This is a genomic window from Paraburkholderia sp. J8-2, assembly GCF_905220195.1.
In the GTDB taxonomy this organism is placed as follows: Bacteria; Pseudomonadota; Gammaproteobacteria; order Burkholderiales; family Burkholderiaceae; genus Paraburkholderia.
The window spans coordinates 855708-868533 of the sequence record NZ_CAJMZA010000001.1 but is presented as its reverse complement, the minus strand read 5'-3'; the positions used below and the strand labels follow the sequence as shown (position 1 = coordinate 868533).

The window sequence follows — 12826 nt, the reverse complement described above, 5'->3', positions numbered from 1 at the left end:
CAAGTTAGCCGCGATACTGGCCGGGCGTTGCGGCAACGAACTGGCGGAACGCGCGCTGCAAATGCGCCTGATCGGCGAAACCGGCCTCGGCCGCGACATCCGCGATGGCGTGCCCGCGGCGCAGTTGCGCGCGGCTGAACTCGATACGACGATTCACGACATACGCATGCGGTGTCATGCCGTATTGCTCGCGAAACGCGCGAATGAGGTATGAGGGCGAAAGATCGGCTGCGGCGCAAATCTCTCCGAGCTTGAGCGCGCGCGTGTAATTGCCGTCGATGAATTCTGCGGCGCGTGCGAGGCGTTCGTTCGGCTCGCGTGCACTGACCGGCGCAGGGTTGAGGGACTGCTGGAGCCTGGAGAAATACGCGACGACGGCGCATTCCTTGCGCAACGCCGACTCCTGAGGATCGACGAGCAGGTCGTAGAGCGCGTTGAGTCCATCGAACACATCGCGCTCCCAGCTCAAGGTCTGCTCGAATGGGCGGAAACCTTCGTGCGCGCCGAAACCCAGATCGTGTTGCAGCTTCGCGAGCCACGCCGTGTCGAGATAGAACATGCGGTAGGCCCAGGGCTCGTCCGCGGCCGGATTGCATGCGTGTACAACTTCCGGGTTGATGACCACTACCGCGCCCGCACTGATGTGCGAGAGCGTGCTCCCGTTCAGGTAGGTGCTGCGCCCGCCCGTGACCGCGCCGATCGAGAACGTGCGGTGCGCGTGACGGCCATAGCGGACCTTGCGTCCGTCGGCGATGGCGCGCACTTCGATGAACGGCAGGTCTGCGTCGCGCCAGAAGTACGGTTGCGCGTCGGACGTTGCGGTTTGCGGCATGGGAGACCCCGGAGCGATGCTGCGCGCATGATGCGACGCGAAACTTCGATATTAGCGCAAGGCAGGAAGGGCGGGGGACGTGATAGGCTTGCTCGAACCGTTTGAGTCATTCCCTTTTATTGCCAGGCACTGCACATGAACGAAACGAAGCCAGTGAATACAATGATTCGCCCGCTGAACGAGCAAGATGCGGACGCGTTTCAATCCATGCGTTTGCGGGCGGCGGAGAATGACCCTCAGGGCATCGCGTCGACGGCCGATGAGATAAGGCAACTGAGCCGCTCACAAAATGAGGCGCGTATTCGTGTAACCGACGAGCAGATTGTTTTTGGGGCGTTCGAAGGCGACGCACTCGTCGGTATTGTTGGAATACTGCGCGAGGTGCGCCAAAAACTCGCCCATAAGGCGCTGATCTGGGGCGTGTTTGTCGATCCGGCGCGACGGGGTGGCGGGATCGCAAAGAAGTTGATGGCAAGCGCAATCGAACATGCGCGCTCAATTGGCGTGCTGCAGGTCCATCTCGTCGTCAGCGCGCAGAACCCCCGCGCTCAGGCGCTCTACCGTTCATGCGGCTTCGTGCGCTACGGCGTCGAACCGCGCGGCCTGTGCATCGAAGGCGAGTATGCCGACGACGAACTCATGGTGCTGTTTCTCGACGACCCGGCGGCCCCGGACTAAGCGCAACGCCCATGCCGCCCAGCGCACAAAAGACAACAGCTATCAAGTGTGGTGTAACGCACAGCGTAATCGGCCGAATTATGCGGCAGTCATCATTTCGTCATACCTAAGCGTCGATAATCCACCGCGAATAAATTGGCCAACGTGTCCCGAGCCGCGCAACCATAGCGCGGCCGGCGCGACGAAGGCCCGGGGATTTCGACATGACCATTCGTCACCGCATTACGCTACTCATCGTCCTGATGTTTGTCGCGTTGTCCGCCATCGGCGGCTACGCGGCCCTCCAGGCCCGCCGCAGTGCCACCGACGTCCGCCAGGTTACCCAGGGCGTCGTGCCGAGCGCTCTCGCATCGTCCGACCTCGTGGCGCTCGTGAAAGACGTGCAGCTCGCCACCATGACGCTCGTCTACGCGCCCGACGCCACGGTGGCGTCGCTCGCGCAGAACGAGCTCAAGGACAAGGAAGCCGCGCTGCGCGCCGCGCTCGACGTGCAGCGCAAGGCGGCCGCGAGCCACGCGCAGGAAGGCCTCGTCTCGCAAGCGCAGGAAAGCCTCGCGAACTACTTCTCCGCCATCGACGACACCGCGAAGATGAAGGCGAGCGGCAAGAATGAGCTCGCGCAGGCCTATCTTTTCGCGAACGTCGCACAGTATCGCGACGAACTCGAAGGCATCGTCACGACGATGCGCGTGGAAAAGAACCGCCAGAAAGATGAAGCGATCCGCACGCTCAACAGCACGCTCGACACCACGACGAGCGCCATTGCCGGCGTGACGGGCGGCGCGGTGCTGCTGCTCACGCTGATCGGCGCGCTGCTGTACCGCCAGATCACGCGCCCGCTCTCGCACATGCAGGCCATGATGAGCGAGATTGCGTCGAGCCAGGACTTCACACGCCGCGTGCCCGTGGGCCGCATGGACGAAATCGGTCATTCGATCGTCGCCTTCAATGGCATGATCGAGAAGATCCAGCACAGCTCCGCGCAGCTCAAACGCAAGACCGCCGACATTCAGGCGATGCTGCAGAACATGCAGCAGGGCATTCTCACGGTCGTCGAAGGCGCGACGATCCACAACGAATATTCGGCGTATCTAGAGGCAATCTTCGAAACGAACGAGATTGCGGGCCGCTCGCTCATGGACCTCGTGTTCTCGCACTCGGATCTTGACGCCGACACGCTCTCGCAGATCGACGCCGCCGTGCACGCGTGCCTGGGCGAAGACGATGTGAACTTCGCATTCAATCAGCATCTGCTCGTGAATGAAATCACGCGCACGCCGCCCGATGGCCGCGCGAAGGTGCTCGACCTGAGCTGGTCGGCGATCACCGACGAAAACGACGTGGTCGTGCGTCTCATGCTGTGCGTGCGCGACGTGACGGAACTGCGCGAACTCGCGGCCGAAGCCGGCGAGCAAAAGCGCCGCCTCGAGATGATCGGCGAGATTCTCGCGGTGAGCGAGGAGAAGTTCCAGCATTTCGTCGATAGCTCGACGAGCTTCATTCACGAAAACGAGCACATCATTCGTCAGCACGACTGCGCGGATACGAGCGCGATTGCCGCGCTGTTCCGCAACATGCACACGATCAAGGGCAACGCGCGTACGTACAGCCTGCAGCATCTCACGGGCGTGGTGCACGAGGTCGAGCAGCGCTACGACGCGCTGCGCCGCGAAGACACGAGCCACGCGTGGGACCAGCAGGCGCTGATCGCCGATCTGGAGCGCGTGAAGGCGGCGCTCGAGCACTATTCGAACATCAACGAGGTGAGCCTTGGGCGCGGCACGCGTGCGGCTGGCGCGCAGAACGGCGCGGCGAGCCTCGCGGTCTCGCGCGAAGCGATCGAACAGACGCTGCGCCTCGTCGATCGCACCGACGACAACGACCTGCCCGCGCTTCGCGCGATGCGCGCCGAACTGCGCGCCACGCTGCGCGCGATCGGCACCGAGCGCGTGGCCGACGTGCTCGCGAGCGTGACCGGCTCGCTGCCCTCGCTGGCACAGGAACTCGGCAAGGTCGAACCGGTGGTGAAGATCGAGGACCACGGTTATCGCCTGCGCAGCGAGGCTGCTGCCACGGTGAAGAACGTGTTCATGCACTTGCTGCGCAACTCGCTCGACCACGGCATTGAAATGCCGGCGCAACGCCGTGCGATTGGCAAGGACGAGTCGGGTCACATCGACATTGACGCAAATGTGCAGAACGGCGCACTGCACATGACGCTCGCCGACGACGGCCGAGGCCTCGCGCTCGCGCGCATTCGCGGCATTGCGGTGGAGCGCGGCTGGCTTCAGGCGTATGAAGCGGTAAGCGACGAGGCGATCGCGGCATTCATTTTCCGCCCCGGCTTTTCGACGGCCGCGAACGTGACCGAAGTCTCGGGCCGCGGCGTGGGCATGGACGCGGTGCGCGACTTCCTCGAACGCGAGGGCGGCGCAATCGAACTGCGTTTCACCGACGAGTGCGCGGGCGCCGATTACCGGCATTTCCAGACCGTCGTGCGGTTGCCGCAGCAGTGGGCAGTGAAGATGGCGGATGCAACGCAAGCAAAGCAAGAGGAAGCGCTGGCGGGCTAGCGCATGGCGGGGGTGGCAGTGGTCTTACCGTATTTGATCGAAGGCGCGGCTATTGTCGCGCTGGCCGCCGGCGTGCTCGCGGCGTGGCACAAGCGCGCGCAAACGCAGGCTCGAAACGCGGCGCGTGCGCAGGAAGCGGCGCACGCCGGTGCGCTCGCACAGGCGCAGGCGCGCCACACGGCGCAGCAGCAAGACGCGGCGCGTGAAAACGCAGCCCTGGCCGGGCAGATCGAGTCGCTGCGCGCGGAACTCGCGCAGCGCCGGTCCGTGGCCGATGCGCTCGAAGCGTCGCTCGCAAGCGAGCGCGCGCAGCGCGACGACGCGATGCAGCACGCGGCGCGCATTGCGAGCGAGGCTTCGCGCCTGAAGCTCATGTCGTCGACGTTCGAGCGCTGGCACGAGCAGATGATCTCGCTGATGGCGCAGAACAACGACATGCACAAGAAGAACCAGGAGCTGTCGTCGATTGTGAGCCATGTGCTCATCGTCTCGCTCAACGCTTCGATCGAAGCGGCGCGCGCGGGCGCCGCGGGGCGCGGCTTCTCGATCGTGGCGGGCGAGGTGCGCTCGCTCGCCACGCGCTCGCAGGAACTCTCGAAGAGCTATCGCGACAGCCTGAACCGCAACGACCTGATTACGGCCGCGACGTTTCAGGACATCCAGGCGGGCGGCAAGATGATCGCGGCAACGCTCGCGAGCGTGGAAGCCTCGTCGCAACAGCTGCATCACCAGCTCGAAGCCACGCGCGCCGGGGCGCACGCATGATCGGCACGCACGCGAAGGACAGCATCGAGCGGATTTTTTTCGCGGCCGCGCGCATGCGTCTCGTGACCGACGCCCAGCACAGCTGCGAAATCGAGCCTCGCGTGGGCGAGGCGCCCCAGGGCGAGCACCTGGTCGTCCTGACGATTTCATCGATGCAGTTCCGCCTGCTCCTGCTCCTGCACTTCGAAGACGACGAGCGCACGCAGCGCTACTACGTAGCCGACGCCTCGCGCACGCTCACCGAATGCTTCATGGAGTTCGGCAACCTGTGCTGCGGGGCGATGAACCAGCAACTGGTCGAGCATTTTCCCGACCTCGGCATGTCCACGCCGTATGCGCTCAGCAGCGGGTGCCTGCCGTATCTGCGCGAATTGAAGCCGGATTATGTGCAGTCGTATGCGCTCACGATCGACCACGACGTGCGGCTCGGCGCCACGCTGTGCGTCTGCACGCAGGCGCCGCTCGATTTCGTGGCGAGCACCGCTGCCGTTGAAGCGCACGACAGCGCGGGTGAACTCGAATTGTTTTGAAGGCAGAGAACGGAAACATGAACGCGAACAAGCCAGTCAGCAAGCTGTTGCTGCTGGAAAGCGATACGGCGCGCGCCGAGGCAATTGCGCAAACGGCAGCCGCACACGATTGCGTGTGCGTGCCGGTGCGGCGCGAAGCGCTCTCGGCGGCGCTGAAGACGCACTACGATCTGGGCGGCGTGCTGCTGGGCGTTGACTTCGGCGGCACGTTCGAAGCCGCAGCAGCTGTGGCCGTCGCGCTGCAAGCCGAGCGCCCCGAACTGCCGGTCGTGTTGCGGCGCGCAGCCAACGAGCACAGCGATGCGCTGCCCGAACCATTGCGCCGCCTGCCGTGCGCAAGCTGGTACGAAAGCGAGCCTGAAACACTGGTCGCGGCGCTCGAAGCGCACGTGTTCTCGCACGACTACCCGGACCCGCTCGTGGACGGCATCACCGACATGACGCTCGGGCGCCTGCGCGGCCTCTTTCCCAGTCTCGAAGTGAACTGGGACACGCCGGGCATCGTGCGCGACCGCATCATCTTCGGCGAGGTGCTGACGCTCATTCCGATCGAGACGGCATGGTGCCGCGGCTGGCTCCTGATGCAGACCGAGGAGACGCCGCTGATCGAGCTGCTGCCACCGCGCGCGGGCCGCGACGAAGCGAGCGACTTCCGCGACGTGAATGGCGTGCTCGCCGAACTCACGAATCTCGTGTGGGGTGCGTTTCGCAACCGCTATCTGGGCAACGCACGCGCCGCCGACGAAGCGGGTTGGGGCCGCGCGCAGGTGCAGGTGCCGCTGCTCATCAATCATCGGCGGCGCTATTTGTCGTTTGGCTCCGACAATCCGCAGTTGTGCATCAAGTACCGGCTCACGTGCCCGAATACGGGCCGCGAAGTGGTGATAGACCAGCGCTTCGTGTTCAGCCTTGGCTGGTCGCGCGAAGGGTTTGACGAGACGGCCGCGCAGGCCGCCGCCGCCGCCGTGGAAGAGCAGGCCAGCGGCGAACTCGAATTATTTTGATCAAAGACGCGCCCTACACGGCGCGAAGGAGATGAACAGCATGGCAAAGATTCTGGTGGTGGACGATTCGAGCACGGTGCGCGACGAAGTGGCCGGTTTTCTGCGCAAGAACGGCCTCGACGTGGACACCGCGGTGGACGGCAAGGACGGCCTCGCGAAGCTGCGCTCGAACCCGGGCGTGAAGCTCGTGGTGAGCGACGTGAACATGCCGAACATGGACGGCCTCACGATGGTCGAGAAAATCCGCAGCGAACTAGCGAACACGGCCGTGAACGTGGTGATGCTGACCACGGAAAGCAGCCCTGCCATGAAGGAGCGCGGCAAGGCGGCCGGCGTGCGCGGCTGGATCGTGAAGCCTTTCAAGGGTGAAGCGGTGCTGGAAACGTTCCGGAAGCTGGCTAGCTGATTTCTTCCGGCGCCGCGGGTTCGGGCGCACGTGCCGGCCGTCGAGCGGCTCCTTGCGATGGCCGAAGGAGCCGCTTAGGCGCGATATAGCCAGCGCTCAGGCTGCCGCAAGCACAGCATCGGCGTCGGCCGACACGTCTGCTTTCGTGGGGCTCAGCAGCACCGGAATCGACTTCGAAGTCGGCGTGCCCGCGCCATCGGCGATAGAGGAGAGCGGCACGAGCGGGTTGGTCTCGGGATAGTACGCGCCGAGGCAGCCGCGCGGAATGTCATACTCCACGAGCATGAAGTCCTCGACATGGCGCTCCACGCCGTCGTCCCACACGCTCGTGATGTCCACGTGCTGGCCCGGCTCGAAGCCGAGCATCGTCATGTCCTCGCGGTTCGCGAACAGCACGCGGCGCAGGCCATACACGCCGCGATAACGGTCGTCGAGACCATAGATCGTCGTGTTGTACTGATCGTGCGAGCGCGTGGTCATGAGCGTCATGAGCCGCGGGCCATGCTCGGCGCGCGCGCGGTGGATCGGCGTGTCGAGTGCGATGGCGTGCACGACGAACTGCGCCTTGTTGCTTGGCGTTTTCCACACGCGGTCGCGCGAGGCCACGCCCAGGTGGAAGCCGCCTGGTTGCTTCAGGCGCTCGTTGTAGTTCTCGAAGCCGTCGAACACTTTCTCGATGCCGTCGCGGATCTTCGCGTAGTCGGCGGCGAGGTCGAGCCAGTCCACCTTGTCGCTGCCGAGCGTGGCGTGCGCCATGCGCGCGACGATGGCGATTTCCGAAAGCAGGTTCGTCGAGGCGGGGCGGTTCATGCCGTACGAGATGTGCACCATGCTCATCGAGTCCTCGACGCTCACGCCTTGCGGCACGCCGTTTTGCAAGTCGATCTCGGTGCGGCCGAGCGTGGGCAGGATCAGCGCGTCGCGGCCGTGCACCAGATGGCTGCGGTTGAGCTTCGTGGTCACGTGCACCGTGAGTGCGCACGCGCGCATGGCTTCCCACGTGCGCGGCGTGTCGGGCGTGGCGATCGAAAAGTTGCCGCCAAGACCGATGAACACCTTCACGTGGCCTTCGAGCATCGCGTGGATCGTTTCCACGACGTCATAGCCGTGCTCGCGCGGCGGCTCGAAGTCATAGGCCTTGCCGAGACGGTCGAGAAACGCCTGCGTGGGCTTTTCCTCGATGCCGACCGTGCGGTCGCCCTGCACGTTCGAATGGCCGCGCACCGGGCACAGGCCCGCGCCACGGCGGCCAATGTTCCCGCGCATCATCATGAGATTCGAAAGCAGCTGGATCGTCGCCACCGAATTCTTGTGCTGCGTGAGGCCCATGCCCCACGTCGAAATCACGGCACGGCCCTTGACGTAGATGTCGGCGAGCTTGAGCACCTCTTCGATCGGCACACCCGCTTCGGCCACGATCGTGTCCCACGATTCGGCGCGCAAGTCGGCGGCGAAGGCGTCGAAGCCAACCGTGTGCTCAGCGATGAAAGCGACGTCGAGCACGCGTTCGGTGCCGTTCGCGAGCGCTGCGTCGTCGAGTTCGATCACGCGCTTGGCCACGCCCTTGATGAGCGCGAAGTCGCCGCCCACGCGCGGGCGGATGAACACGGAGCTGATCTGCACGCCCTTGGGCGAGAGCATGTCGAGCGTGTGCTGCGGGCTCGCGAAGCGCTCCAGCCCGCGCTCTTTCAACGGATTGATCGAGACGATGGTCGCGCCGCGCTTCGCGCATTCGCGCAGTTCGCCAAGCATGCGCGGATGGTTCGTCGCCGGGTTCTGGCCGAAGATGAGCAGCGTGTCGGCGTGCTCGAAGTCGTCGAGCGTGACCGTGCCCTTGCCGATGCCGACCGTGCCCGGCAGGCCGCGGCTCGTGGCCTCGTGGCACATGTTCGAGCAGTCGGGGAAGTTGTTCGTGCCGTACATGCGCACGAACAGCTGGTAGAGGAACGCGGCCTCGTTGCTCGCGCGCCCCGAGGTATAGAACGCAGCGCGATTCGGGTCGTCGAGCGCGTTGAGATGTTTCGCGATGAGCCTGAACGCATCGTTCCACTCGATCGGCACGTAGCGGTCCTGCAGCGCGTCGTAGACGAGCGGATCGGTCAGCCGGCCATGCTGCTCCAGCTCGTAGTCCGATTGCGCCATCAGCTCGCTAACGGTGTGCTCCTGGAAGAACTGGGGCGTCACGCGCTTGCTGGTCGCCTCCGCCGCCACGGCCTTCACGCCGTTTTCGCAGAATTCGAACGTGGACGCGTGCTCGCGGTCGGGCCACGCACAACCGGGGCAGTCGAAGCCGTCGGGCTGGTTCTGCTTGAGCAGCATACGGTAGTCGCCGCCCGTCACCCTTTCCTTGATGAGGTTGATGGCGACCTGCTTGAGCGCGCCCCAGCCTGCGGCGGGGTGGTGATACGGCTCGATGCGACCTTGCGGCTTCTTCATGATGCGGTTGGCTTTTCGTGTTCCAGGGCGGTCTGCCCGATGAGCCAAGACTACTGTGTTCCTGTGCCCCCGGAGATCACAGAAAAACCGAAAAGCAAGGGATACAGTTGCGGCGTTTTGTCATAGACTTGCGGGGATCGACCGCGCGCGCGGCCCGACCCCTTTCCGGCTGCCTGGACCCAACCCGAACGTGACCCGCTACGAGCAACTCGCCGACGATATCGAAGCCGCCGTGCGCCGCGGCGTGTTCGGCCCCGGCGAGCGGATTCTCTCCGTGCGCCGCGCGAGCCAGCAGCACGGCGTGAGCATCAAGACGGTGCTGCGCGCCTACGCGCTGCTGGAAAGCCGCAGCGTGATCGAGTCGCGGCCGCAATCGGGGTATTTCGTGCGTGCGCGCGTCGGCGCGCCGCAAGGGCGCGGCGCGGTGGGCACACCAGGCTCGCAGGACAACGACGCCATGACAGTGGGCAAGCCGCGCCGGGCGAGCGCGCCGAGGCAGCCCGTGCCCGCCAACGTGGACGTGAGCCGGCTCGTGCTCTCCACGCTGCGCAGCATCGGTGCGCAGGATGCCGTGCCGCTCGGCTCGCCGTACCCGGACCCGGCGCTGTTCCCCTGGCGGCGCATCAACCAGTACGCCAATGCCATCGCGCGCCGCCACGCGAGCTGGAACCTCATCGACGACCTGCCGCCCGGCAACCCCGAGCTGATCCGCCAGATCGCGCGGCGCTACGCCGAAAACGGCGTGAGCGTCGATCCCGAGGAAATCGTCATCACCGTGGGCGCGACCGAGGCGATCAACCTGAGCCTGCAGGCGGTGGCGAGGCCGGGCGACACGGTGGCCGTCGAGTCGCCCACCTACTACGCGATGCTGCACGCCATCGAGCGTCTGGGCATGCGCGCCATCGAAGTGAGCACGCACGCTCATACCGGCATCGACCTCGACGCGCTGGAGCGCGTGCTCGAGCGCCAGAAGGTGGCGGCCTGCATGGTGATGCCGAACTTCCAGAATCCGCTCGGTTTTCGCATGCCCGACGCGAACAAGGCGCGGCTCGTGGCGCTTGCCGAGGCACACGATTTGCCGGTGATCGAGAACGACGTCTATCAGGAGCTGTACTTCGGGCAGACGCGGCCTTCCACGCTCAAGCAGTTCGACACGCGCGGCCTCGTGCTGCATTGCGCCTCGTTTTCGAAGAGCCTGTCGGCCTCGTACCGCATTGGCTGGGCGCTGCCGGGGCGTTACCGCGCGCAGGTCGAAAAGCTCAAGTTCCTCAACACGCTCACCACCCCCTCGGTTCCCCAGGTGGCGCTGGCCGATTACTTGCGCCACGATGGCTACGACCGGCACCTGCGCCGCGTGCGGCGCTTCTACCGGCAGCAGGCGCGGCTCATGCGGGCGATGGTGGAGCGCTTCTTTCCGGCGGGCACGCGCACCTCGGAGCCGCAAGGCGGCTACGTGCTGTGGGTGGAACTGCCGCCGCGCGTCGATTCGATGCGGCTCTATCAGGCGGCGCTCGCGCAAGGCATTACCATCGGGCCCGGCTACATGTTCTCGATGCGCAACGAGTATCACCACTACATCCGGCTGAATTACAGCTACCCATGGAACGCGCAGACCGAAGCCGCGCTGAAGACGCTAGGCGAAATGGCTGCGAAGATGGCATGAGGAGACAGACGATGAACGCAGACGAAGAGCGCGAAGACGCCGACGCAGACGAGGCGGGCGTCGACCCGGTGCTGATTGCCGTGCTCGAGCAATTGTGGCGCGCCGAGTGCGAGAAGCACGGCCAGCCTGAGCGCCCGGGCCGCGCGTGGTCGCTTGCGAAACTCTCGAAGCAGGCCGGCGTGCCAATGAGCGGATTGCGCAGACAATTGACGTCGCTCGTGGACAGCGGCCTCGTGGTGACGACGCAGGCCGAAGATGGAACCGGCACGGCGAGTTTGTCCGATGAGGGGCGCGCGTTTTGTGCGGAGGTGTTCGGCGAGCCCGAAGCGTAGCGCCAGCCATCGCCATGCGCGAGTGAGCCGCGTTTGCCGGTGTTAAGCTACGCCAACGTCATCGCCCTCAAGACCATGGACTACATCGACAGCCTGCGGATCTTCCGCTCCGTCGTCGAGGCGCGCAGCTTCACGCGCGCCGCGGACATGCACAGCCTCACCACGCCCGTCGTTTCGCGCGCCATCGCACGCCTCGAAAAGCGCCTTGGCAGCCGGCTCTTTCATCGCAGCACGCGCGCGGTGTCGCTCACCGAGACGGCCGAGCGCTTCTACGAAGGCTGCTGCCGCGTGCTCGACGACCTCGACGCACTGGAGGCCGACGCCACCGTGCAAACGCGCGAGGCGAATGGCGTGCTGCGACTGGTCGCGCACACCACGGCCACCGTCAATCGCCTCGTGCCGCTCATTGCCAGCTTCAAGCGCGCGCATCCCAAGGTCACGCTCGACGTGATCCTCACCGAGCGTCCCGTCGATCTCATCGCGGACGGCTACGATCTCGGCCTCGTGCTGCCATTCATGCTCAATAACGAATCGACCGTCACGCGCTTGCTGGAGCGCATTCCGCTCGTGCTTGTCACGACGCCCGCGTATCTCGAAGCGCATTCCACGCCGAAACATCCCGCCGACCTCGCCGACCACCTGTTCGTGCCGATGCCGCCTTCCATGCGCAAGCCCATGATCGTGTTTCGCGTAGGCGACGAGGAAGTCGTCGTGCCGCTGCACCACGAGATTGCCTCGAACAACCCCGAGTTCAACCGCGAGATGGTGCTGCAAGGCTTCGGCATCGGCATTCTTCCCGTCGCGCTCGTGAGGGAGGAGCTTGCGGCGGGCAAACTCGTGACGGTGCTCGACGCGTATCCCCTCGTCGACATGCAGATCGAGATTCGCCTCGCCTACACCACGCGCACGCTGCTGCCGGCCAAGGTGCGCGCGTTCATCGACCACGCCACGGCTTTTTTCGACGGCATGGCGCACGACGCGCCCGCCGAGGCGAAGGCAATCTGAAAGCTTTGCGACGATTGTTGTCGCCGCGGCCATAATGTGATGCCGCCCGTAAGGCTTGTTCGGGGCCCGATTGGCGACTACTCTGTGCATATGCACATCTATCAGTCACCCGAGCACGACGATTGCTTTGCCGTACGCCAGGCCGCGCGGCATCTGTCGCAGCTTTACGAGCGCCACCTGAGCGCGGCGGGGCTCACGCCCACGCAGTTCAGCATACTCGGCGCGCTCGGCCGTGCGTCGAGCCTCACGATGGCGGAACTCGGCCGGTCGATGGTGATGGAGCGCACCACGCTCGTGCGGGCTTTGCGGCCGCTCTTGCGCGGCGCGCTCGTGGCCGACGCGCCGGACCTGGGCGAGCGCCGCCGCCGGCTCGCGCTCACGCAGGCGGGCCGTTCGCGGCTCGACGCGGCACATGAACACTGGCGCGCCGCGCAGGACGAATTCGAGCGCCGCTTTGGCGCGCAACGTGCCGCGTGGCTGCGGCGCGAGCTGTTTCGCATCACACGGGCTGTCTAACGTTGCAATGGATTTGCGGGTTGCGTCGCGTTGCTTCATACGGCGGCGTTTTTTTATCTTTAGTAGTGTATATGCACAGGTAAACG

At 65.2% G+C, this 12826-nt stretch carries 12 protein-coding genes; 10 read left to right on the top strand and 2 right to left on the bottom strand.

The features are described from left to right. Positions 1-4: 4 nt before the first annotated feature. On the bottom strand, positions 5-832 hold the full coding sequence (locus tag U5A52_RS03745) for an AraC family transcriptional regulator (protein ID WP_321914436.1): 828 nt from the start codon (positions 830-832) through the stop codon (positions 5-7). 135 nt (positions 833-967) lie between these two features. Here U5A52_RS03745 and U5A52_RS03740 point away from each other — a divergent pair, with 135 nt between their 5' ends. The 6 genes from U5A52_RS03740 to U5A52_RS03715 all read left to right on the top strand — a co-directional run bounded on the left by U5A52_RS03740 (position 968) and on the right by U5A52_RS03715 (position 6788). Further along, positions 968-1510 carry a GNAT family N-acetyltransferase gene (locus U5A52_RS03740; RefSeq protein ID WP_321933980.1) on the top strand — a complete coding sequence of 181 codons (543 nt, stop codon included), beginning with the start codon at positions 968-970 and terminating at the stop codon, positions 1508-1510. Positions 1511-1713: 203 nt separating this feature from the next. Continuing rightward, the gene (locus tag U5A52_RS03735; RefSeq protein ID WP_321933979.1) at positions 1714-4083 is read left to right on the top strand and encodes a HAMP domain-containing protein; all 2370 of its coding nucleotides are present in this window, start codon (positions 1714-1716) and stop codon (positions 4081-4083) included. A 3-nt stretch (positions 4084-4086) separates the two neighbouring features. After that, the gene (locus U5A52_RS03730; protein WP_415773453.1) at positions 4087-4848 is read left to right on the top strand and encodes a methyl-accepting chemotaxis protein; all 762 of its coding nucleotides are present in this window, start codon (positions 4087-4089) and stop codon (positions 4846-4848) included. Next, positions 4845-5378, top strand: a complete 534-nt coding sequence (locus tag U5A52_RS03725) for a hypothetical protein (RefSeq protein WP_321933978.1) — start codon at positions 4845-4847, stop codon at positions 5376-5378. Before U5A52_RS03730 ends, U5A52_RS03725 begins: the two co-directional genes overlap by 4 nt. 17 nt (positions 5379-5395) lie before the next feature. Then, complete coding sequence (locus U5A52_RS03720; RefSeq protein ID WP_321914432.1) at positions 5396-6382, top strand: chemotaxis protein CheX; 987 nt, start codon at positions 5396-5398, stop codon at positions 6380-6382. Between the two features lie 40 nt (positions 6383-6422). Then, positions 6423-6788 carry a response regulator gene (locus U5A52_RS03715; protein WP_028229743.1) on the top strand — a complete coding sequence of 122 codons (366 nt, stop codon included), beginning with the start codon at positions 6423-6425 and terminating at the stop codon, positions 6786-6788. 96 nt (positions 6789-6884) lie between these two features. On the opposite strand, the gene U5A52_RS03710 is transcribed toward U5A52_RS03715, so the two are convergent. Beyond that, positions 6885-9224, bottom strand: a complete 2340-nt coding sequence (locus U5A52_RS03710) for an FdhF/YdeP family oxidoreductase (protein ID WP_321933977.1) — start codon at positions 9222-9224, stop codon at positions 6885-6887. A gap of 190 nt (positions 9225-9414) precedes the next feature. Between U5A52_RS03710 and U5A52_RS03705 the strand changes: the two genes are divergently transcribed. The 4 genes from U5A52_RS03705 (at position 9415) to U5A52_RS03690 (ending at position 12740) form a co-directional block, all read left to right on the top strand. After that, entirely contained in the window at positions 9415-10887 is a 1473-nt protein-coding gene (locus U5A52_RS03705; protein WP_321933976.1) for a PLP-dependent aminotransferase family protein, read from the top strand. Between the two features lie 11 nt (positions 10888-10898). Next, positions 10899-11219: an ArsR family transcriptional regulator gene (locus U5A52_RS03700; RefSeq protein ID WP_321914429.1), complete on the top strand. Its 321-nt coding sequence runs from the start codon at positions 10899-10901 to the stop codon at positions 11217-11219. A gap of 75 nt (positions 11220-11294) precedes the next feature. Continuing rightward, complete coding sequence (locus U5A52_RS03695) at positions 11295-12224, top strand: LysR family transcriptional regulator (protein ID WP_321934170.1); 930 nt, start codon at positions 11295-11297, stop codon at positions 12222-12224. Positions 12225-12314: 90 nt separating this feature from the next. After that, positions 12315-12740, top strand: coding sequence for a MarR family winged helix-turn-helix transcriptional regulator (locus U5A52_RS03690; RefSeq protein ID WP_158760715.1), 426 nt, complete (start codon positions 12315-12317; stop codon positions 12738-12740). Positions 12741-12826 lie beyond the last annotated feature (86 nt).

What these genes read in the sequence shown, in the direction of transcription:
- U5A52_RS03730 (WP_415773453.1), top strand. Translation starts at nt 4,087, where the DNA reads ATGGCGGGGGTGGCAGTGGTCTTACCGTATTTGATCGAAGGCGCGGCT.
- U5A52_RS03690 (WP_158760715.1), top strand. Translation starts at nt 12,315, where the DNA reads ATGCACATCTATCAGTCACCCGAGCACGACGATTGCTTTGCCGTACGC.
- U5A52_RS03735 (WP_321933979.1), top strand. Translation starts at nt 1,714, where the DNA reads ATGACCATTCGTCACCGCATTACGCTACTCATCGTCCTGATGTTTGTC.
- U5A52_RS03700 (WP_321914429.1), top strand. Translation starts at nt 10,899, where the DNA reads ATGAACGCAGACGAAGAGCGCGAAGACGCCGACGCAGACGAGGCGGGC.
- U5A52_RS03720 (WP_321914432.1), top strand. Translation starts at nt 5,396, where the DNA reads ATGAACGCGAACAAGCCAGTCAGCAAGCTGTTGCTGCTGGAAAGCGAT.
- U5A52_RS03710 (WP_321933977.1), bottom strand. Translation starts at nt 9,224, where the DNA reads ATGAAGAAGCCGCAAGGTCGCATCGAGCCGTATCACCACCCCGCCGCA.
- U5A52_RS03695 (WP_321934170.1), top strand. Translation starts at nt 11,295, where the DNA reads ATGGACTACATCGACAGCCTGCGGATCTTCCGCTCCGTCGTCGAGGCG.
- U5A52_RS03740 (WP_321933980.1), top strand. Translation starts at nt 968, where the DNA reads ATGAACGAAACGAAGCCAGTGAATACAATGATTCGCCCGCTGAACGAG.
- U5A52_RS03745 (WP_321914436.1), bottom strand. Translation starts at nt 832, where the DNA reads ATGCCGCAAACCGCAACGTCCGACGCGCAACCGTACTTCTGGCGCGAC.
- U5A52_RS03725 (WP_321933978.1), top strand. Translation starts at nt 4,845, where the DNA reads ATGATCGGCACGCACGCGAAGGACAGCATCGAGCGGATTTTTTTCGCG.
- U5A52_RS03715 (WP_028229743.1), top strand. Translation starts at nt 6,423, where the DNA reads ATGGCAAAGATTCTGGTGGTGGACGATTCGAGCACGGTGCGCGACGAA.